The sequence below is a fragment of the Microbacterium sp. GCM10027623 genome (assembly GCF_042666935.1).
Taxonomy (GTDB): domain Bacteria; phylum Actinomycetota; class Actinomycetes; order Actinomycetales; family Microbacteriaceae; genus Microbacterium.
On record NZ_JBHTHE010000002.1, the window covers coordinates 892,671 to 910,881 of the forward strand.

Annotated in this window: 23 protein-coding genes; 10 read left to right on the forward strand and 13 right to left on the reverse strand. The window is 69.3% G+C overall.

Going from position 1 to position 18,211, the window contains the following annotated elements; genetic code table 11:
- Positions 1 to 64: 64 nt before the first annotated feature.
- From ACFQY2_RS11615 to ACFQY2_RS11630, 4 genes are read left to right on the forward strand one after another with little or no spacing between them, the layout of a single operon-like run.
- On the forward strand, positions 65 to 640 hold the full coding sequence (locus ACFQY2_RS11615; RefSeq protein ID WP_378745967.1) for a biotin transporter BioY: 576 nt from the start codon (positions 65 to 67) through the stop codon (positions 638 to 640).
- Positions 630 to 1,325, forward strand: a complete 696-nt coding sequence (locus ACFQY2_RS11620) for an energy-coupling factor ABC transporter ATP-binding protein (protein WP_378745968.1) — start codon at positions 630 to 632, stop codon at positions 1,323 to 1,325. The genes ACFQY2_RS11615 and ACFQY2_RS11620 overlap by 11 nt, the downstream gene beginning before the upstream one ends.
- The gene (locus ACFQY2_RS11625; protein ID WP_378745969.1) at positions 1,322 to 1,918 is read left to right on the forward strand and encodes an energy-coupling factor transporter transmembrane component T family protein; all 597 of its coding nucleotides are present in this window, start codon (positions 1,322 to 1,324) and stop codon (positions 1,916 to 1,918) included. Before ACFQY2_RS11620 ends, ACFQY2_RS11625 begins: the two co-directional genes overlap by 4 nt.
- On the forward strand, positions 1,915 to 2,244 hold the full coding sequence (locus tag ACFQY2_RS11630) for a CHY zinc finger protein (protein WP_378745970.1): 330 nt from the start codon (positions 1,915 to 1,917) through the stop codon (positions 2,242 to 2,244). Before ACFQY2_RS11625 ends, ACFQY2_RS11630 begins: the two co-directional genes overlap by 4 nt.
- On the opposite strand, the gene ACFQY2_RS11635 is transcribed toward ACFQY2_RS11630, so the two are convergent.
- The 4 genes from ACFQY2_RS11635 to ACFQY2_RS11650 form a co-directional block, all read right to left on the reverse strand.
- Positions 2,201 to 3,496: an acyltransferase gene (locus ACFQY2_RS11635; protein ID WP_378745971.1), complete on the reverse strand. Its 1,296-nt coding sequence runs from the start codon at positions 3,494 to 3,496 to the stop codon at positions 2,201 to 2,203. The genes ACFQY2_RS11630 and ACFQY2_RS11635 overlap by 44 nt on opposite strands.
- Positions 3,497 to 3,597: 101 nt before the next feature.
- Positions 3,598 to 4,266 carry a response regulator gene (locus tag ACFQY2_RS11640; RefSeq protein ID WP_378745972.1) on the reverse strand — a complete coding sequence of 223 codons (669 nt, stop codon included), beginning with the start codon at positions 4,264 to 4,266 and terminating at the stop codon, positions 3,598 to 3,600.
- On the reverse strand, positions 4,263 to 5,462 hold the full coding sequence (locus ACFQY2_RS11645; protein ID WP_378745973.1) for a sensor histidine kinase: 1,200 nt from the start codon (positions 5,460 to 5,462) through the stop codon (positions 4,263 to 4,265). The genes ACFQY2_RS11640 and ACFQY2_RS11645 overlap by 4 nt, the downstream gene beginning before the upstream one ends.
- A gap of 5 nt (positions 5,463 to 5,467) precedes the next feature.
- Positions 5,468 to 6,127 (reverse strand): DedA family protein, encoded by a 660-nt coding sequence (locus ACFQY2_RS11650; RefSeq protein WP_378745974.1) that lies wholly within the window; start codon positions 6,125 to 6,127, stop codon positions 5,468 to 5,470.
- A 147-nt stretch (positions 6,128 to 6,274) separates the two neighbouring features.
- Between ACFQY2_RS11650 and ACFQY2_RS11655 the strand changes: the two genes are divergently transcribed.
- Positions 6,275 to 7,873: an ABC-F family ATP-binding cassette domain-containing protein gene (locus ACFQY2_RS11655; RefSeq protein WP_378745975.1), complete on the forward strand. Its 1,599-nt coding sequence runs from the start codon at positions 6,275 to 6,277 to the stop codon at positions 7,871 to 7,873.
- A 183-nt stretch (positions 7,874 to 8,056) separates the two neighbouring features.
- Positions 8,057 to 8,911 (forward strand): endonuclease domain-containing protein, encoded by an 855-nt coding sequence (locus ACFQY2_RS11660; protein WP_378745976.1) that lies wholly within the window; start codon positions 8,057 to 8,059, stop codon positions 8,909 to 8,911.
- A 66-nt stretch (positions 8,912 to 8,977) separates the two neighbouring features.
- Here ACFQY2_RS11660 and ACFQY2_RS11665 read toward each other — a convergent pair whose 3' ends face one another.
- The 4 genes from ACFQY2_RS11665 to ACFQY2_RS11680 all read right to left on the reverse strand — a co-directional run bounded on the left by ACFQY2_RS11665 (position 8,978) and on the right by ACFQY2_RS11680 (position 11,057).
- Complete coding sequence (locus ACFQY2_RS11665) at positions 8,978 to 9,550, reverse strand: GrpB family protein (protein WP_378745978.1); 573 nt, start codon at positions 9,548 to 9,550, stop codon at positions 8,978 to 8,980.
- Positions 9,551 to 9,676: 126 nt separating this feature from the next.
- Positions 9,677 to 10,489 (reverse strand): SURF1 family protein, encoded by an 813-nt coding sequence (locus ACFQY2_RS11670; protein WP_378745979.1) that lies wholly within the window; start codon positions 10,487 to 10,489, stop codon positions 9,677 to 9,679.
- A complete protein-coding gene (locus ACFQY2_RS11675) occupies positions 10,486 to 10,623 on the reverse strand; it encodes a hypothetical protein (protein ID WP_378745980.1) in 138 nt (45 codons plus the stop codon). Before ACFQY2_RS11675 ends, ACFQY2_RS11670 begins: the two co-directional genes overlap by 4 nt.
- 56 nt (positions 10,624 to 10,679) lie before the next feature.
- Positions 10,680 to 11,057, reverse strand: coding sequence for a DUF3099 domain-containing protein (locus tag ACFQY2_RS11680; protein WP_378745981.1), 378 nt, complete (start codon positions 11,055 to 11,057; stop codon positions 10,680 to 10,682).
- Between the two features lie 160 nt (positions 11,058 to 11,217).
- Here ACFQY2_RS11680 and fabG point away from each other — a divergent pair, with 160 nt between their 5' ends.
- On the forward strand, positions 11,218 to 11,928 hold the full coding sequence (gene fabG, locus ACFQY2_RS11685) for a 3-oxoacyl-ACP reductase FabG (RefSeq protein ID WP_378745982.1): 711 nt from the start codon (positions 11,218 to 11,220) through the stop codon (positions 11,926 to 11,928).
- A 23-nt stretch (positions 11,929 to 11,951) separates the two neighbouring features.
- Here the strand turns inward: fabG and ACFQY2_RS11690 are convergent, their stop codons facing one another.
- From ACFQY2_RS11690 to ACFQY2_RS11700, 3 genes are all read right to left on the reverse strand, one after another.
- Positions 11,952 to 12,638: an alpha/beta fold hydrolase gene (locus tag ACFQY2_RS11690; protein ID WP_378745983.1), complete on the reverse strand. Its 687-nt coding sequence runs from the start codon at positions 12,636 to 12,638 to the stop codon at positions 11,952 to 11,954.
- 128 nt (positions 12,639 to 12,766) lie between these two features.
- Positions 12,767 to 13,402 carry a phosphoserine phosphatase SerB gene (serB, locus tag ACFQY2_RS11695; RefSeq protein ID WP_378745984.1) on the reverse strand — a complete coding sequence of 212 codons (636 nt, stop codon included), beginning with the start codon at positions 13,400 to 13,402 and terminating at the stop codon, positions 12,767 to 12,769.
- A 42-nt stretch (positions 13,403 to 13,444) separates the two neighbouring features.
- Complete coding sequence (locus ACFQY2_RS11700; protein ID WP_378745985.1) at positions 13,445 to 14,686, reverse strand: glucose-1-phosphate adenylyltransferase; 1,242 nt, start codon at positions 14,684 to 14,686, stop codon at positions 13,445 to 13,447.
- 46 nt (positions 14,687 to 14,732) lie between these two features.
- Here ACFQY2_RS11700 and glgA point away from each other — a divergent pair, with 46 nt between their 5' ends.
- The 3 genes from glgA to ACFQY2_RS11715 all read left to right on the forward strand — a co-directional run bounded on the left by glgA (position 14,733) and on the right by ACFQY2_RS11715 (position 17,057).
- Positions 14,733 to 15,917: a glycogen synthase gene (gene glgA / locus ACFQY2_RS11705; RefSeq protein WP_378745986.1), complete on the forward strand. Its 1,185-nt coding sequence runs from the start codon at positions 14,733 to 14,735 to the stop codon at positions 15,915 to 15,917.
- 18 nt (positions 15,918 to 15,935) lie between these two features.
- Complete coding sequence (locus tag ACFQY2_RS11710; protein ID WP_378745987.1) at positions 15,936 to 16,718, forward strand: ABC transporter ATP-binding protein; 783 nt, start codon at positions 15,936 to 15,938, stop codon at positions 16,716 to 16,718.
- Between the two features lie 84 nt (positions 16,719 to 16,802).
- Positions 16,803 to 17,057: a type B 50S ribosomal protein L31 gene (locus tag ACFQY2_RS11715; protein WP_045258427.1), complete on the forward strand. Its 255-nt coding sequence runs from the start codon at positions 16,803 to 16,805 to the stop codon at positions 17,055 to 17,057.
- A gap of 53 nt (positions 17,058 to 17,110) precedes the next feature.
- Here the strand turns inward: ACFQY2_RS11715 and ACFQY2_RS11720 are convergent, their stop codons facing one another.
- Together ACFQY2_RS11720 and ACFQY2_RS11725 are read right to left on the reverse strand one after the other, a co-directional pair.
- Complete coding sequence (locus ACFQY2_RS11720) at positions 17,111 to 17,419, reverse strand: hypothetical protein (protein WP_378745989.1); 309 nt, start codon at positions 17,417 to 17,419, stop codon at positions 17,111 to 17,113.
- 52 nt (positions 17,420 to 17,471) lie between these two features.
- Complete coding sequence (locus ACFQY2_RS11725) at positions 17,472 to 18,179, reverse strand: 3'-5' exonuclease (protein ID WP_378745990.1); 708 nt, start codon at positions 18,177 to 18,179, stop codon at positions 17,472 to 17,474.
- Positions 18,180 to 18,211: the final 32 nt, after the last annotated feature.

Here is an 18,211-nt window from a genome sequence, read left to right on the forward strand (position 1 = left end):
AACACCGTTCAGTTGAACACTGTTCAGGATGCGGTCCCTGCGACCGTGCGAAAGGGGAACCCCGATGACCGAAGCCTCCCGACCGCTCGGAGCGGACCTGGCCAGGATCGCCGTCTTCGCGGCGCTGATCGTCGTGCTGGGCACGGTGATGGTGCCCGTACCGGGCGGTGTGCCCATCACGGGGCAGACGCTCGGGGTGATGCTCGCCGGGCTCGTCCTCGGGGCCAGGCGTGCGCCGCTGGCGGTGCTCGTCGTGATCGTCCTCGCCGCGGCGGGTCTGCCGGTCCTCGCCGGTGGCCGCGGTGGGCTCGGGGTGCTGGTGGGACCGACGGCCGGCTATCTCGCGGGCTGGCTCGCCGGTGCGGTCGTCATCGGGCTGATCGCGCACAGCGGGCGGTTCGCCTGGTGGCGCGCCGCGACGGGCGTGTTCATCGGCGGCATTCTGGTCGTGTACCTGCTCGGCATCCCCGTGCAGGCGCTGGTCACCGGCGTGCCCCTCGGGCCGACGGTGCTGTCGAGCCTGGTCTTCCTCCCGGGCGACCTGGTGAAGGCGACCGTCGCAGTGCTCCTCGCGGTCGCCCTGCGCCGGGCTTACCCGCGGGCGTTCCCGGCCCGCACCCGGGTCGCGCATGCGGGCTGAGCAGATCGTCGACACCGCGATCGTGTGCGATGCGGTCGGGGTGCAGGTCGATGGTGCGGTGCTGCTGCAGGATGTGACGCTGCGTCTCGCGGCGGCGCGCACCGCGGTGATCGGCGCGAACGGTTCCGGCAAGTCGACCTTCGCCCGTCTGCTGAACGGCCTGCGCACCAGCACGACCGGCAGCATTCGCGTGCACGGATTGGATCCCGTGCGGGATGCCGCGCGGCTGAGACGGCGCGTCGGCTTCGTGTTCACGAACCCGGAGGCGCAGATCCTCATGCCCACGGCGGCCGAGGACGTCGCGCTGTCCCTGCGCGAGCTCCCGGCGGCGGAGCGCGCGGCGCGGGTGAGGGCGACCCTCGAGCGCTACGGCCTGGCTGATCATGCCGACGTGCCTGCATCCGCCCTTTCCGGAGGGCAGCGACAGCTGCTGGCGCTCGCGTCGGTTCTCGCGACGGAGCCTCAGCTGGTCGTCGCCGATGAGCCGACCACCCTGCTCGACCTGCGCAATGCACGCCGCGTCGGCACGCTGCTTCTCGCCCTCGAGACCCCGATGGTGCTGGTGACGCACGATCTGGAGCTGGCTGCGCAGTGCGACGAGGCGGTGCTGTTCGAGGGTGGTCGTGTCCGTGCCGTCGGCGCGCCGGATGCGGTGATCGACGAGTACCGGAGGAGTTGCTCATGATCTCGCTCTACCGTCCGGGGACAGGCCCGCTGCATCAGCTCCCGGCGCTCGCGAAACTCGGCGGGCTGGCTGTGATCGCACTCGTGCTGTCGTTCGCACCGATCCAGGCGGCGGGCGCACTGGTGCTGGTGGTCGCTGTATCCGCGCTGTACCCGCTGGGGGCTCTACCGGCAGCGGCGCTCGGCGAGGGCTGGTGGCGGCTGCGGTGGCTCGTGCTCGTACTCGGAGGCGCGCTCTGGGTGTTCACCTCTTGGCAGTCCGCAGTCATCAACACCGGCCGCGTGGTCGCGCTGCTCCTGCTGGCCGATCTCGTGACCCGCACCACGCGGATGGGAGATCTGCTGGACGCCCTGCGACGTGTCGTGCAGCCGCTGCGTCGGGTGGGTGCCGACCCCGAGGCCATCGCGATGACGCTCTCGCTGACGATCGCGATGATCCCGGTGATCGCCGCTCTGGCGGCACAGGTGCGCGACGCGCAGCGGGCTCGGGGGACACGGATGGGCCCTCGATCGGCCCTGCCGCTGCTCGTGCTGACCATGAAGCACGCCGACGACGTCGGCGATGCGCTCGTGGCCAGGGGGATCGCACGATGACCGTGCGGGTCGGCGGGCACCCGGTGCGCGGTGCGGTGGTGGACGGTCTGTCGCGGTGTGTGCACTACCGCACCGACCTCGACGTGGTGGCCCTGCGCTTCCGCTGCTGCGGTGAGTGGTACCCGTGCGTGCACTGTCATGACGAGACCGTCTCTCATCCGCGCGTCGTGTGGGAGCCGGAGGCAGGCGACGTGCATGCGGCGCTGTGCGGCGCCTGCGGGACGACGATGTCGATAGCGCAGTACCGCAGCAGCGCCGCGTGCCCCGCGTGCGGCGCGAGATTCAACCCGGGATGCGCACGACATCACGCGCTGTATTTCGGATGACCGCGGGCACGGGGAGCGGAGTCCTGCGCATCCCCGTGATGCGCAGGGCGAGCAGCCAGAATCCGACGGCGAGCGCCGCCGTCACGGGTGACGTGCCCGCCACGAGCAGGAGGCCGACGGCTGCTGCGCCGACGAGCACGGCCACGGCGGCGCGGGCTGGCGTGGTGTCGATCGGAGCGGCGATGCGCTCCAGACGCGACAGCGGCACGGTCAGCAGTGCAGTGGTGCCGAGCGCGAGCACGAGCCACAGCGGGCGGCTGAGCCACCATTCGCCGGAGGTGGGAACCGGCAGCTGATCGCCCGTGACCATCCCGATCAGAGCGGTGACGCCCGCGAGCGTCAGCAGCACCGGCATGTGCCAGAGGTAGACGGTCATGGCCCGAGCGGACATGAACCGGGTGAACGCGGTGACCGGACGGCGGTCGGCGAACGCCGTCAGCTGCTTCTTGAACAGTGAGAACGCCGCGGTCTGGATCACCCCGACCAGCAGCAGGGCGGTCGTGGGCGGGTTGGTGTTCGCGATGAGGTCGGGGGAGTGGAATCCCGTGCCGAACGACACCAGCAGCAGCCCGAGCGCGACGGCTGCGGCGGCGACGCGCGTGCGGGAGGCGAGCGCGTCGATCCGACCGTCGGCGAGCAGGAAGCCCACCTGCTGAATGGTGAGCCAGACGAAGAGCAGGTTGACGTACCCGATTCCGTCGGCGCCGCTGATCACGCGCGCCACGTCGACCACGAGCGACACGGAAGCCAGCGCGGCGAGGGTCTGCAGCGGCGCCCTCTCGTGCAGACGCACCATCGCGGGCAGCAGGGCCTGGAGCACCAGGAAGACGCCGAGGAACCACAGCGGCTGGCCGTAGCGGTAGCCGGCCATGTCCACGAGATCCGTGTCCAGCCCGGCATCCGCCAGCAGCGCCAGCAGGGATCCCGCGGTCGCGACGGAGGCAATGGTCGGGATCAGCAGGCGACGCACGCGGGAGACCGCGAAGGCGGCGCCGCTCGCGCCGCGTCGGCGCTGTGCGCGCAGAGCGGTGATGCCGGCGAAGCCGCCGACGACGAAGAACATCGGCATGACCTGCATGACCCAGCTGACCGGGACGATCCACCACCCGACATCCCCGGCGTTGGCGAACACGGGCCCGTCCGGCGTGAGCGTCACCCCGACCATGAGGGAGTGCAGGGCCACGACTGCGGCTATGGCCAGGGCGCGGACGAAGTCGACCGCGCTGTCGCGGTGCGAGATGAGGGTGTGCATGGAGTTCTCCCGGTCTGTTGCCAGGAGAATAAGGACGCGGTGGTTCGCCCCGCATCACACCAGGGAGCCGGCCGCTCTCATACCGTGGAGCGGGATCGCGGTCAGGCGGGCTCCACGAGCCCGGCGTCGTAGGCGAGGATGACGGCCTGCACCCGATCGCGCAGGCCCAGCTTGGCGAACACCTTGCCGACGTGCGTCTTGACGGTCTGCTCGGCGATGAACAGTTCTGCTCCGATCTCGGAGTTCGAGCTGCCACGGCCGATCAGGGTGAGCACCTCGAGCTCGCGCTCGGTGAGATCCTGCAGCCGTGCGCGAGCCTGCGGGGTGCGGGGCCGGCGTTCGGCGAAGTGCTCGATCATCCTCCGGGTGACCCGTGGCGCGAGCAGGGCGTCACCGGCGGCGATCACCCGCACGGCCTGCACCAGCTCGTCGGGCAGTGCATCCTTGAGCAGGAAGCCGCTCGCGCCGGCCTGCAGGGCGTCGTACACGTAGTCGTCGATATCGAACGTCGTGAGCATGAGGATCCGGGGGATCTTCGCGGCCGGGTATCCGGGGCCGAGGATGCGCCGCGTCGCCTCGATGCCGTCGAGCTCCGGCATGCGCACGTCCATCAGGATCACGTCGGGATCCAGACGCGCCGACAGCGTCACCGCCTCGAGCCCATCGGCGGCCTGTCCGGTGACGTGGATGCCCTCATGGGCATCCAGGAGCGCGGCGAAGCCCGCACGGACCATGGCCTGATCGTCGGCGATGAGGACCTCGATCGTCACGGTTCTCCTCTCCGGAGATCATCGGTGGGATGGCGGGGGATGCGCGCGACGACGGACCAGCCGCCGTCCTCCGGGCCGGCCTGCAGGTCTCCGCCGAGCAGCGTCGCTCGCTCGGTCATGCCGCGCAGCCCATGACCGGGGGTCTCCGACGGGGAGGCGGGGGCCGGAGTGTTGTGGACGCGGACGCGGACATCGTCGGCGTCCGCGCTGATCCTCACCTCGATCGCGGAGGACGGAGCGTGACGCACGGCGTTGCTGAGGGACTCCTGCACGATCCGGTAGAGGGCGATCTGGGTCGCGGTCGAGACCTCGCCGCTGACGACCTGCGTGAGCGCGACCGAGGCCCCCGCGCGGCGCGTCGTCTCGATCAGCGCGGGGATGTCGTCGACGCCGCGCTGCGGTGCCAGTTCGGCCGCGTGATCCTCGGTGCGCAGCACGCCCAGGATGCGGCGCATCTCGGTCAGCGCGCCGCGCGCGGACGCCGCGATCGACTCGAACTCGGCGACCGCTTCATCGGACAGTTCGGGGGCGCGATACCGCGCAGTGGACGCCTGCACCTGGATGAGCGACATGCTGTGCGCGACCACGTCGTGCAGTTCGCGGGCGATGCGCGTGCGCTCTTCTGCGAGCTCGCGTCGGGACTGCTCGAGAGCGGCGTTCTTGCGCTCGCGGGTGAGTTCCGCACCCAGTCGGATGCGCCCGGCGAGCACCACGCCGACGACGTATGCGGCGCCGGCGAGCGACGCCGTCACGATCAGGTCCGCCCCCGCCGCGTTCGCGCTGGCGGCGTCGGGCAGCAGCAGGGGAGAGGTCAGGGTGACGAGCAGTCCCAGCAGCAGCGCCAGCGCTCCCAGGCGCCAGCCCTGCCGCACCGTGACGGTCAGCACGAAGACGACGAACACGATCAGCGCCGGAACGGACCAGGGCCAGGGCCAGAACTGATCACGATCGGGCGAGACCACGAGCGGCAGAGTGAAGGCGGCGACCGCGAACACCGCGATGCTCGATCGCGCATACCGGAGGGCGAGGGCGGGGGCGGCGCTCAACCCGGCACCCAGCAGGAACGCGACCGGCAGGCTCACCCCGTAGAGCACGGTGTGGATCGGGACCATGATCGCGTACAGCGCGACCAGGACGACCCCGAGCGACCAGAGTGCGAAGCGGCGCCCAGGGCGGCGACGTCGAGAGGCGCTCATGTCCATCATCCTGCCACTGTCGCGTCGAGCCGGGCCGCTTCGGCGTCGGCGACCGCGGTCTCCTGCGTCTCGCGAGCGCGACGACGCCAGGCGATGACCCGGTCGATCAGGAAGCCGATCGCCAGGGCGATGGCGATGCCGAGCAGCACGCTGAAGAAGGGATTGCCCTGCAGCCAGTTCCCGGCGACCATCCCGATGAGCGTGCTGTAGGCGGCCCACGTGAAGCCGCTGATGACCGACAGCGGCAGGAAGCGAGGCCAGGGGTAGTGCACCGCCCCCGCCGTCATGTTCACCGCGACGCGCCCCACCGGGATGTAGCGAGCACCCAGGATGAGTCCGGCGCCGCCGCGCTCGAGTGCCCGAGCGGAGGTGTCGAACGCTCTCACGACCCGTGGCCGATGCATCCATCGGAAGCGGTCGGTGCCGACCGCACGCCCGAGACGATACGCGATGTTGTCTCCGATGGCGGCGCCGAGCCCGCCCACGACCCCGAGGAGGATGACGTTGACATCGCCGCCGGATGCCGCCACCGCGGCCGCGGCGATCAGCACGGTCTCGCTGGGCACAGGGGGGAAGAAGCCGTCGATGACCGCCACGGCGAAGAGCACGAGGTACAGCCACGGAGAGGCGACAGCCTGCGTGATGAGGTCGTTGATGATGTCCACCCGAGAAACCTACGAATCGGGTGCACGAGTGCACATCGCCCTGCGGTATCGACCGTGTCATACCGCAGAGGGGTCTTGCATCGTTCGCGAACTATACTGGGAGGCTGGCCATTCGGCCGACTCCCCCCTGACGAACGGAATACCGCTGTGCTCGCCGTGCATGAACTCGAGATCCGCGTCGGAGCGCGCGTGCTCATGTCGGACGTGTCGTTCCGCGTAGCCGATGGCGACAAGATCGGTCTCGTGGGCCGCAACGGAGCGGGCAAGACCACCCTCACCAAGGTGCTCGCGGGCGACCTGCTCCCGTCGGACGGCAAGGTCACCACCTCCGGCGACCTCGGATACCTGCCCCAGGATCCGCGGACCGGCGATCCCGAGATGCTCGCACGCACCCGCATCCTCGATGCTCGTGGGCTGGGCACCCTGCAGCTCGGCATCGCGCAGGCGTCGCACGACATGGCATCCGACGACCCCAAGATCGCCGAGCGCGCGATGCGGAAGTTCGGCAACCTCACCGAGCGCTTCGAAGCGCAGGGCGGCTACGCCGCCGAGGCGGAGGCGGCATCCATCGCGAACAACCTGTCGCTGCCCGACCGCATCCTCGATCAGCCGCTGAAGACGCTGTCCGGCGGCCAGCGGCGCCGCATCGAGTTGGCGCGCATCCTGTTCTCGGATGCGCGGACCATGATCCTCGACGAACCCACCAACCACCTCGACGCCGACAGCGTCGTGTGGCTGCGGGAGTTCCTCAAGAACTACAAGGGCGGGCTGATCGTGATCAGCCACGATGTCGAGCTGGTCGGAGAGACCGTCAACCGGGTGTTCTATCTGGACGGCAACCGCCAGGTCATCGACATCTACAACATGAACTGGAAGAACTACCTGCGCCAGCGCGTCGCCGATGAGGAGCGACGCAAGAAGGAGCGCGTCAACGCCGAGAAGAAGGCCACTCAGCTGCAGATGCAGGCCGCGCGCTTCGGTGCGAAGGCTTCCAAGGCGGCCGCGGCGCACCAGATGGTTGCGCGGGCCGAGAAGCTGCTGGCGGGTCTGGATGAGGTGCGCGCCGTGGATCGGGTGGCGAAGCTGCGCTTCCCGAAGCCGGCACCGTGCGGAAAGACGCCCCTGATGGCCTCAGGACTCTCGAAGTCCTACGGGTCGCTGGAGATCTTCACCGATGTCGATCTCGCGATCGACCGCGGTTCGAAGGTCGTCGTGCTGGGGCTGAACGGTGCCGGCAAGACGACGCTGCTGCGCATTCTGGCCGGCGTCGACGAGCCCGACACCGGGCAGCTGGAGCCGGGCCACGGGCTGAAGGTGGGCTACTACGCGCAGGAGCATGAGAACCTCGACGTCGACAGGTCTGTGCTGGAGAACATGATGTCGGCAGCCCCGGACATCACCGAGACCGAGGCGCGCAAGGTGCTCGGCTCGTTCCTGTTCACCGGCGACGACGTGCTCAAGCCCGCCGGGGTCCTCTCCGGTGGTGAGAAGACCCGGCTCTCACTGGCGACGCTGGTGGTGTCGTCCGCGAACATGCTGCTGCTCGACGAGCCCACGAACAACCTCGACCCCGCCTCGCGCGAGGAGATCCTCGGCGCGCTCGCGCACTACGAGGGCGCGGTCGTGCTCGTCTCGCACGACCCCGGCGCGGTCGAGTCGCTCAACCCCGAGCGCGTGCTCATCCTGCCCGACGGTGTCGAGGACATCTGGAGCAAGGAGTATCAGGAGCTCATCGAGCTGGCCTGAGCGCCCGCCCGTCGCGCAACCCCGCAGATCTGCACCCCTCCGCAGGGATCGGTGCGATCGCTGCGGAGTTGTGCAGATCTGCGATCCTGCACTGCTGTCCCCAACTGCGCGGGATGACGAGTTGTCCACATCTACCGGGGTGGAGCGGGTTTCGGATGTCAGCGGGAGGGCACTCTCGGATGCATGCGCAGCGGAGAACGGGCTCAACGGGCCATGCTGATGACGCGTGCTCTCGGCGGAGTCGCGAGAGTTCGGACGCTGCAGAGCCGGCGCGTCAGCCGGCATGACATCGGACTCGCGCTCGGGGTGGGGCTCCTGCAGCGAGTGCGACGGGGATGGGTGGCGGAGCCCACGGCGGACCGGATGCTGGTGGATGCGGCACGATACGGGGCCGTGCTCTCATGCGTGACGCAGGCCGGAAGGCTCGGCCTGTGGGTGCACGACGAGATGCCGGGCCTGCACTGGGGTGTCACGCCGGGATCCTCGGGCGGCCAGCCAGCGGAGGTGCACGTGCACTGGGCGAAGCCCCTCATCCCGCGGCACCCAGACGCGCTGGAGGACCCGATCGAGAACGTCCTCGCGCTCGTGGCCGATTGTGCGCCGCACGAGCAGGCGCTCGCGACCTGGGAGTCGGCGCTGAACAAGGGAGTCGTCAGACGGGAGGTTCTGGAGCGACTGCCGTTGAAAAGGGTCGCCAGAGATCTGCTGCTGGAGGCGATTCCCTTCGCCGACTCCGGCCTGGAGACCTATCTGCGCACACGCCTCGCCTGGATGGGACTGCCGCTGACCTTCCAGACATGGATCGCCGGGCACCGTGTCGATCTGCTGATCGGCGATCGCCTCGTCCTCCAGGTCGACGGGGCCACCCACACCGGCGCGCAGCGCAGCGAGGACATCCGGCACGACGCCGAACTGCGGCTGATGGGCTACCACGTCATCCGGGTCGGATACCGCCAGGTGATGGATCAGTGGCACATGATCCAGGACCTCATCATGCGTGCCGTGGCACAGGGGCTGCACCGGATGCCGCGTCGTTGACTCGCAGTTCTGCATGATTCCGCAGAATCTCGATGATTCGCTGCGGGAATGTGCGGATCTGCGGGGTCATGAGGTGTCGCCACGGCGGGCGGTGATGAAGTCCTGCTTGCCGTCGATGTAGGCAAGGCGGTCGGACGGATGCTGAGCCGCAAGGGCGTGTTTGAGCGCTCCGTAAGCGTCGCGGTCGGCAGGATGCGCGCGGAGGTGATCGCGGAAGGCGAGGTAACGGCGCAGGTCATCGGAGTCCGCATCGACGACGTGAATGTTGGCCAAGCGGATCATCGGTTCGAGTTCGAAGCCGTACATGCGGTCCGGGCGGACGTCGTCGCCATCGCCGCGGAGGAGCATGCCGAGGTCCGTCAGCCAGCTGTCCAACGTGGACAGAATCGTGCGGGGCTGCACGGCGATGGCCATGTCCAGGATCGGCTTGGCGTCCAGCCCGGGGACCGAAGTCGATCCGATGTGCTCGATCGCGACGACGGATGCCGGCGCCGTGTCGGCGAGCACCGCCCGCACCTCCGCGAAGGCCGGCCCCCAGGCATCCGAGGCCGGTGCAAGACCCACGACCCCGCGACGCAGACCGAGGTCGGCGTCATGGAACGCCGCGGCGAACCGGGATGCAGGCTTCGGACGCGGCATCCCGCCACGCTATCAATCGACGGACCGGCGGCGTGCGACCGCAGATCTGCGCAATCCCGCAGCAATATGCAATCGGTCTGCGGGATCCGGCCGATCTGCGGAGTTATGCTGCGGCGGGCCGACGGCTCAGCGGGCCACAGCGTCGAGCAGGGCGTCCTCGTCGTCGGCGTCGTGATCGCGGCGGCGCTTCGCACGCCGGGGGCGCTCGCCCGCGTCCTCCTCGGCCTTCACGATCTCCGTCCGGATGATGTATCCGATGAAGGCGAAGCCCATGACCGCGAAGATGATCCACTGGATGGCGTACGACAGGTGCGGACCCGGATCCTCGGTGGGGGAGTCGAAGCCGCCGAGATGCTTGGCCGGTGCGGGATCCTCCGACGCCAGCTGCCCGTAAGCGCCCGTCACGAGCCCCGGGTTCATGAGCTCGGCGATCGTGGGCAGGTTGATGGTCGGCACCTGACCCTCGGGGGCTCCGCGCCCCGAGGCGGGGAGCTGCTCGCCGGGGCGCAGCCGCACGATGACCGTGACCTCGCCGGACGGCGGAGCGGGCACGACACCGGGTGAGGAATCCTCCGCGGGCGGTACCCATCCGCGATCGACGAGCAGCACGTGACCGCTGCGATCCTGGAACGGGACGAGAACCTCGAAAGCACTGGTCCCGCCGTGCGGGCGGTTGCGCGCGAGCAGCTGCTGATCCGACAGGTACTGTCCGCGCAACTCCACGGGGTGCCACTCGGCCGCGTCCGGAAGGCGCCCGTCCGGACCGATCAGATCATCGAGCGGCACCGGGGGCGCGTCGTAATTGCGCTCCACCAGGGCGATCTGCTTCGTGGTCTGCTCGTTGCGGTCGAACTGCCACTGGGACAGCAGAGCGCAGACCACGGCGAACGCGCCGGCGACCAGGAGGTACGCACCCCAGCGCAGCAGACGCTGCCTCACTCCGGCAGCCCATCGTGGACCTCGACGGGAAAGTCCCGCGTCCGCAGGTAGTCGCTGAGGAAGCCGATGTGCTCGTCGCACGCCAACCAGATCTTGCGGCGATCCTCGCTGTGGATCCGAGGGTTGCGCCACACGATGTGATGGGTCGCGGGCGCGCGGCACGAGGCGCGTGCGCATTCGAGAGGAGCGCTCACTGCTGTCCGTTCCCGTCTTCACCGGCGTCCGTCGTGTCGGACCGCTGCTCGTGGATCGTGATCACCGGCGGCGTCTCCGCGGTCGCATCCGGGGCGGACGCGGCGACGTCCAGCTCCAGGACAGGCGACTCCACGGTCATCGGAACGCTGTCGCTGCCGGCGTTCGCAGCGATCACCGCGATGTAAGGCAGGAAGATGGCACCGGCCGCGAACACGAACGTCCACCAGCCCACGGGGTACACGACGGCCATCAGGATGAAGCACACTGTGCGGATGCCCATCGTGATCGCGTAATGGCGCACGCGACTGCGCGCCTCGTCCTGCGGCGACTGCGGGAGCGAGGTGACAGAAGGGGCATTCCTGGTGTGTCTCACGGTGCCTCCAGCCTACGCCGCGCGGGGCTGAGCGGGGTGCCGCCGGGCGGCGAATCCGGGCGCGCGCCCGGGCTCGCCGAGACCTCCGCGACGACGGCGTCGGAGCCAGCCAGGTCGATCGGTAGGATGGCCTGCGACCGTTCCCCCAGGCAGGAGTTCCATGAGCACTGATCGCGTCGTCCTCGTCACCGGTGGAAACCGCGGAATCGGCCGCGCGATCGCCGAGCGCTTCGTGCGCGACGGATACCGGGTCGCCGTGACGGCGCGCAGCGGGGAGGGGCCCGAGGGCACCCTGACCGTCCGAGCTGACGTCACGGATGCGGCGGCCGTGGATGCGGCGTACACCGAGATCGAGCAGAAGCTCGGACCCGTCGAGATCGTCGTGGCCAACGCCGGCATCACCAAGGACACCCTGCTGATGCGCATGAGCGAAGACGACTTCGACAGCGTCGTCGCGACCAACCTCGGCGGCTCGTTCCGGGTGGTCAAGCGCGCCTCGAAGGGGATGCTGCGAGCCCGCTTCGGCCGCGTGATCCTGATCTCCAGCGTGGTGGGACTCTACGGCTCGGCCGGGCAGGTGAACTACGCGGCGTCCAAGAGCGCCCTGGTCGGCTTCGCCCGTTCGCTCACGCGGGAGCTGGGCGGCCGCGGCATCACGGCGAACGTCGTCGCGCCCGGCTTCATCGAGACCGACATGACCGCGGAACTGCCGGAGGAGACTCAGAAGCAGTACCGAGCCAGCATCCCCGCCGGTCGCTTCGCGACCCCCGACGAGGTGGCTGCGGCGGTCACCTGGCTGGCCGGCGACGAGGCGGGATACATCTCCGGAGCGGTGATCCCCGTCGACGGCGGCCTGGGCATGGGTCACTGAGCCAGGCGGACAGCGCGCGCGATTCAGCCGGAGACGGCCTGCGCGATCAGGTCGCCCAGACGGCCGGGCACGGAGAACTGAGGCCAGTGGCCTGAACCGATCGTCGTCACCGCCGCATCGGCGATCGACCGGTACTCGTCACCGTACGGCCCCCACTCGGAGACCTCGGCTTCGAACTCGGACTGACCGTACGAGCCCATCAGCAGCGTGACCGGGACGGTGAAGCGTCGTGCCGAGGTCAGTCGCACAGGATCCGTCGGGACCCGCGCGGGGACGGACCTCGTCAACGGTGCCGTGCGTGCACGGGTGGCGGCGTCGAGGTCGTGGACATCGGATTCGGGGAAGAAATCCCACCCGGGGAAGGGCACGACGCCGTCGACGACCGGGAACTCACTGATGCTGCTTCCCGGTGCCGGAGGGATCGTGTCGATGAGGACCACGCGGGCGACTCGGTCGGGGCGCGCATCCGCCGCCGCCCAGGCGACGTTGCCGCCGCCCGAGTGGCCCACCAGGACGAGCGGCCCGCCGAGCTCATCCATCTTCGCGGTCACGGCCGCCACCCAGTCGGAGAGGCGGATGTCGGAGGGCGGCCCGCCCACGCCGGGCAGGGTGAGCGCGTGCACGTGGTGCCCCGCTCGGGTCAGCGCGGGGGAGACGTCGTCCCAGCTGGAGGCGTCCAGCCACAGTCCCGGGATGAGGATGATGTCCATGTGCACGACGCTAACGAGCGCCTCCGACATCGACAAGGCTCAGCACCGCGCCAGGGCTCAGCACCGCGCCAGGGCTCAGGCACCGCGACAGGGCTCAGGCGCCGCCGACAGCCGACGGCTCTGCGCGGTCAGGGCAGCAGCGGGATGACCTCGGACAGATCCTGCGGCCCCACGACGAGTGCGGCCGCTTCACGGACGGCGGGCTTGGCGTTGAACGCGATGCCGAGGCCGGCGACCGCCATCATCTTCAGGTCGTTGGCGCCGTCGCCGATCGCGATCGTCGCGCGCGGGTCGACGCCGAGCTCGGCCGCCCATTCGCGCAGAGAATCCGCCTTGACCCTGGCGTCCACGATGTCGCCGTCGACTTCGCCGGCCAGCGCGCCGTCCGTGACGCGCAGCCGGTTCGCGCGCCAACGATCCACGCCCAGACCCGGTGCGATCTGATCGAGGATCTCGTGGAATCCGCCGGAGACCACGCCGACGACGCCGCCGCGTCGGTGCACGGCGGCGGTGAGGTCGCGCACGCCGGGCGTCGGCCGGATGCGGGAGATCACCCGGGCGAACGAGTCGGTGGGCACGCCCTTCAGCGCCGCCACCCGGGAGCGCAGGCTCGCAGCGAAGTCGACTTCCCCGCGCATGGCCGCCTCCGTCGCGGCCTGGACCTCGGCGCGCCGACCGGCCTCGTCCGCGAGCAGTTCGATCACCTCGTCGCGGATGAGGGTGGAATCGGCATCGAGGACGACGAGGAAGCGCGCGGAGGTCACCCGACGAGCGTATCGGTCAGGAGCGGCCCGGCACGCCGTGCGTCATCGTGCGATATGCACGCCCTTGCCGACGACCGTGATCCCGGACTCGGTCACCGTGAATCCGCGCGCCAGATCGCGTTCACGATCCACGCCGACGGTGGCGCCGTCGTCGAGGACGACGCTCTTGTCGAGCACGGCCCGGTGCACCCGCGCGCCCAGACCCACCTGCACCTGGTCCAGGAGCACCGAGTCCGTGATCGTGGAGCCGCCCGCAGCCACGGTTCCCAGGCTGACGACGCTGCGTTCGAGGTGCGTGCCGGAGAGCACCGATCCGGCTGACACGATCGAATCGATGGTGTTGCCGATCCGTCCCACCGCGTCGCGGACGAACTTCGCGGGAGGCATGTTCACACTCTGAGTGCGGATCGGCCAGGCCCTGTTGTACAGGTTGAAGATCGGCAGCGTGGAGATCAGGTCCATGTGCGCATCGAAATAGGAGTCGATGGTTCCCACGTCGCGCCAGTAGGAGCGGTCGCGCGGCGACGACCCCGGCACGTCGTTCTGCTTCATGTCGTAGTACCCCGCCTCTCCGCGACCCACGAAATACGGGATGATGTCGCCGCCCATGTCGTGCCCGGAGCTCGCCGCCTCTCCGTCGGCTTCGACGGCGGCGATGAGCGCATCGGTGTTGAAGACGTAGTTGCCCATCGACACCAGAACCTCACCGGGGGAGTCGGCCAGTCCCGTCGGGTTGCTGGGCTTCTCGAGGAAATCGCGGATCCGCCCCGTCTCGGCGTCGGCGTCGATCACGCCGAACTGCGAGGCCAGTGCCAGCGGCTGGCGGATGCCGGCGACGGTGGCCGGTGCGCCGGATTCGACGTGCGCGTCGATCATCTGCTGGAAGTCCATCCGGTACACGTGGTCGGCGCCGATCACGACGACGATGTCGGGCTTCTCGTCGTTGATCAGGTTCAGGCTCTGCAGGATGGCGTCCGCCGAACCGGAGAACCACCGCTTGCCCAGCCGCTGCTGGGCGGGGACGGAGGTCACGTACGAGTCGAGCAGAGCCGACATCCGCCAGTTCTGCGACACGTGCCTGTCGAGGCTGTGCGACTTGTACTGGGTGAGCACCACGACCTGTCTCAGGCCCGAGTTGATGAGGTTCGAGATCGCGAAGTCGATGAGCCGGTACTGGCCTCCGAACGGCACGGCCGGTTTGGCTCGGTCCGCCGTGAGGGGCATCAGACGTTTGCCCTCGCCACCGGCGAGGATGATCCCGAATACCTTCTTGGGTGCCGACATGGATCCACAATAGAGCGCGCATCGTCCGATGTACTACCGTGCAGACATGCGAGTCGACGTCATCACCAGGGAGTATCCGCCGGAGATCTACGGTGGTGCCGGTGTGCATGTCGCCGAGCTCGTCGCAGCCCTGCGTACCAGCATCGACGTGCAGGTCAGGGCCTTCGGCGCGGACCGCGACGAGGCGGGCACCTTCGCCTACCGCACGCCGACGGAGCTGGCCGGGGCGAACGCCGCCATCCAGACACTGGGCACGGATCTCGCGATGGTCGGCGACATCGCCGGAGCGGATGTCGTGCACAGCCACACCTGGTACGCGAACTTCGCGGGACACCTCGCGTCTCAGCTGCACGGCATCCCGCATGTGCTCACCGCCCACAGTCTCGAGCCACTGCGCCCCTGGAAGGCCGAGCAGCTCGGCGGCGGATACGCCGTCTCCAGCGGAATCGAGCGCACCGCGTACGAGAACGCCGCCGCGATCGTCGCTGTGAGCGCCGGGATGCGTGCGGACATCCTGCGCAGCTACCCGCGGGCGGACCCGGAACGCGTGCGCGTGATCCACAACGGCATCGACGTGGAGCGCTGGCGCCCCGTGGAGAACCCGGAGTTCCTGCGCAGCATCGGCATGGACCCGGCCCGTCCGTCGGTGGTGTTCGTCGGTCGCATCACCCGGCAGAAGGGCCTGCCGTACCTGCTGCGCGCAGCGCAGCTGCTGCCTCCCGATGTGCAACTGGTGCTCTGCGCGGGCGCGCCGGACACCCCGGAGATCATGACCGAGGTGCAGGAGCTCGTGCGGCTGCTGCAGCAGAGCAGGCAGGGCGTGATCTGGATCGAGCGGATGCTGCCGCGCGACGAGCTCTCCGCGATCCTGACCGCGGCGACGACCTTCGTGTGCCCGTCCGTGTACGAGCCGCTCGGCATCGTGAACCTCGAGGCGATGGCATGCGGCGCCGCTGTCGTCGGCACCCGCACCGGTGGCATCCCCGAGGTGGTCGAGGACGGCGTCACGGGACGGATCGTGCCGATCGATCAGCTGCAGGACGGCACCGGGACGCCCGTCGATCCGGAGCGGTTCGTCGCCGATCTCGCAGAGACGCTCACCGAGGTCAGCGGCGATCCGCACCGCGCGGCGGAGTACGGCGCCGCAGGGCGCGAGCGTGCGCGGAACGAGTTCAGCTGGGCCGCGATCGCCGACACCACGCGCGCGCTCTACGAGGAGCTGACCGCCTGAGCCGATAGGCTTGAGCACATGTCGAGCGCCCTGGAATTCACCGATGTCGTCGTGCGCCGCGAAGGCCGCGACATCGTCGACCACGTCACCTGGCAGGTCTCCGACGAGCAGCGCTGGGTCGTGCTCGGACCGAACGGGGCGGGCAAGACGACGCTTCTGCAGCTGGCGGACACGCTGATGCACCCGACGTCGGGCGTCGTGTCGATCCTGGGGGAGCGGCTCGGCCGCACCGACGTCTTCGAGATCCGCCCCCGCATCGGCTTCGCCTCCTCGGCGATGGCCCGTCGCATTCCGCGGGACGAGACCGTGCTGAACACGGTCATGACTGCGGCCTACTCGGTTCTCGGTCGCTGGAACGAGGACTACGAGGGCATCGACGAGCGACGGGCGAGGCGCGTGCTGGCGGACTGGAAGCTCGAGCACCTGTCCGAGCGCCTGTTCGGCACACTGAGCGACGGTGAGCAGAAGCGCGTCCAGATCGCGCGCGCCGTGATGACCGACCCGGAGCTGCTGCTGCTGGACGAGCCGACCGCCAGCCTGGATCTGGGCTCGCGTGAAGAGCTCCTTCAGCTGCTGAGCGGGTACGCGGCGTCGCCCACCACGCCGGCGATGGTGATGGTGACGCACCATGTCGAGGAGATCCCGGAGGGCTTCACCCACGTCCTGCTGCTGCGCGAAGGACGCGTGGTCGCCGGCGGCCCCATCGAGGAGACGCTGACGGCGGACGCGTTGAGCGAGGCGTTCGGGATGCCGATCGCGCTCACTGCGGACGGCGGGCGGTACGCGGCACGCGCGGCGTGATCTGCTAAACTCGATCCTCGGTGCTCTCGCACCACAGACTTCCCTCGTTCCTGGCACAATCCAGGGCACCATGTAAGGAATCCCATGAAGACTGACATCCACCCCGACTACCAGGCTGTCGTGTTCCGCGACCTCGGATCGGGAGAGACCTTCCTCACCCGTTCGACCGTCACGAGTGACAAGACCATCGAGCTGGACGGCGTGGAGTACCCCGTCATCGACGTGGAGATCTCCTCGGCTTCGCACCCGTTCTACACGGGCAAGCAGCGCATCATGGACTCGGCGGGTCGCGTCGAGAAGTTCAACCAGCGCTTCAAGGGCTTCGGCGGCTCCAAGTAAGCCGTCTTGCCGAGAGCCCCGCTGCGGCGGGGCTCTCGGCATGTCCGGGGGCGTCACACCTCGATGCGGATGCGCTCTCCGTCGATGGTCCAGGGCGGTTCCTCGGCCGCCCGTGCAGGAGCGGTTCGCCTGGTCATGCGATCGCGTTCGAGACCGGCTTCGTGCGCTGTCGGCGAGAACACCGCTTCGAGGCCGCTGGAGAAGCCGCCGGCGAGCCCTCCTCCTCCTCCTCCGGTGCGGTATCTGCGCTCCAACGGCCTTGCCGAGTACTGGACGATGAGCCCGATGCCGCCGACCGCTGTGGCCGCGGCGATGACCAGCATCGCCATCGTCCAGCCGAGGAGCCCGTCGACGATGTCCATCGTCCCAGGCTAGCTGCGCGCGGCTCGGGGCGCACCGGCCTGAGCCTGCGGATCAGCCGCGTATGGGCCAACTGCCGTCCAGCGTCTCCTCGGCGTCGAGTCGGCCGATCTGGACGAAGTACTCGGTCAGGCTGGCGGCCTGATCCCGGGCCCATCCGATCTGACGGGTGTGCAGCTCCTGCGCCGTCTGGGGAAGAAGGAACCGCTGGGCCAGCGCGAGTGCCACACGACCGGCGGCCACGGCGTCCGCGGACGCCTCATGCGCGTCGTCGAGGGGCACCGCGTAGTGATCCGCCACGACGGTGAGGGTGCGCCTGCCCCGTCGATAGCGGTCGTAGTTCTTGTCGATCACGAGCGGATCGATCACCGGTTGCGGGGTGTGCAGCGCGGGTACCCCGTGCCGACGCGCCTCATGGGCGAGAAGCGAGAAGTCGTACGACGCGTTGTATGCGACGATGGGCAGCCCCTGGGCGAAGAGCGCCGACAGGGCGCGGCTGACCTCGGCGACGACTTCGGCGGCCGGACGACCGTGCGCACGTGCGTGTTCAGTGGTCACCCCGTGCACCGCCGAAGCGCCGTCCGGGATCGGGATGCCGGGGTCGGCGAGCCAGTCACGGGCAGCATTCTCACGGCCGTGCCGATCGAGCACGCCGACATGTGCGGTCACGATGCGGTCGGTACGGACATCCACCCCGGTCGTCTCCAGATCGAAGACGCCCACGCGGGAGAGCCAGTGCGGAAGACGCTCGGCGATGCTCATGACCTCACCGTACGATCGGCCACCGACGCCGG

Excerpts from the sequence above, each read along its gene's own strand:
- ACFQY2_RS11615 (WP_378745967.1), top strand. The coding sequence starts at position 65 with ATGACCGAAGCCTCCCGACCGCTCGGAGCGGACCTGGCCAGGATCGCC.
- ACFQY2_RS11620 (WP_378745968.1), top strand. The coding sequence starts at position 630 with ATGCGGGCTGAGCAGATCGTCGACACCGCGATCGTGTGCGATGCGGTC.
- ACFQY2_RS11625 (WP_378745969.1), top strand. The coding sequence starts at position 1,322 with ATGATCTCGCTCTACCGTCCGGGGACAGGCCCGCTGCATCAGCTCCCG.
- ACFQY2_RS11630 (WP_378745970.1), top strand. The coding sequence starts at position 1,915 with ATGACCGTGCGGGTCGGCGGGCACCCGGTGCGCGGTGCGGTGGTGGAC.
- ACFQY2_RS11635 (WP_378745971.1), bottom strand. The coding sequence starts at position 3,496 with ATGCACACCCTCATCTCGCACCGCGACAGCGCGGTCGACTTCGTCCGC.
- ACFQY2_RS11645 (WP_378745973.1), bottom strand. The coding sequence starts at position 5,462 with ATGAGCGCCTCTCGACGTCGCCGCCCTGGGCGCCGCTTCGCACTCTGG.
- ACFQY2_RS11660 (WP_378745976.1), top strand. The coding sequence starts at position 8,057 with ATGCGCAGCGGAGAACGGGCTCAACGGGCCATGCTGATGACGCGTGCT.
- ACFQY2_RS11665 (WP_378745978.1), bottom strand. The coding sequence starts at position 9,550 with ATGCCGCGTCCGAAGCCTGCATCCCGGTTCGCCGCGGCGTTCCATGAC.
- fabG (WP_378745982.1), top strand. The coding sequence starts at position 11,218 with ATGAGCACTGATCGCGTCGTCCTCGTCACCGGTGGAAACCGCGGAATC.
- ACFQY2_RS11690 (WP_378745983.1), bottom strand. The coding sequence starts at position 12,638 with ATGGACATCATCCTCATCCCGGGACTGTGGCTGGACGCCTCCAGCTGG.
- ACFQY2_RS11700 (WP_378745985.1), bottom strand. The coding sequence starts at position 14,686 with ATGTCGGCACCCAAGAAGGTATTCGGGATCATCCTCGCCGGTGGCGAG.
- glgA (WP_378745986.1), top strand. The coding sequence starts at position 14,733 with ATGCGAGTCGACGTCATCACCAGGGAGTATCCGCCGGAGATCTACGGT.
- ACFQY2_RS11710 (WP_378745987.1), top strand. The coding sequence starts at position 15,936 with ATGTCGAGCGCCCTGGAATTCACCGATGTCGTCGTGCGCCGCGAAGGC.
- ACFQY2_RS11715 (WP_045258427.1), top strand. The coding sequence starts at position 16,803 with ATGAAGACTGACATCCACCCCGACTACCAGGCTGTCGTGTTCCGCGAC.
- ACFQY2_RS11720 (WP_378745989.1), bottom strand. The coding sequence starts at position 17,419 with ATGGACATCGTCGACGGGCTCCTCGGCTGGACGATGGCGATGCTGGTC.
- ACFQY2_RS11725 (WP_378745990.1), bottom strand. The coding sequence starts at position 18,179 with ATGAGCATCGCCGAGCGTCTTCCGCACTGGCTCTCCCGCGTGGGCGTC.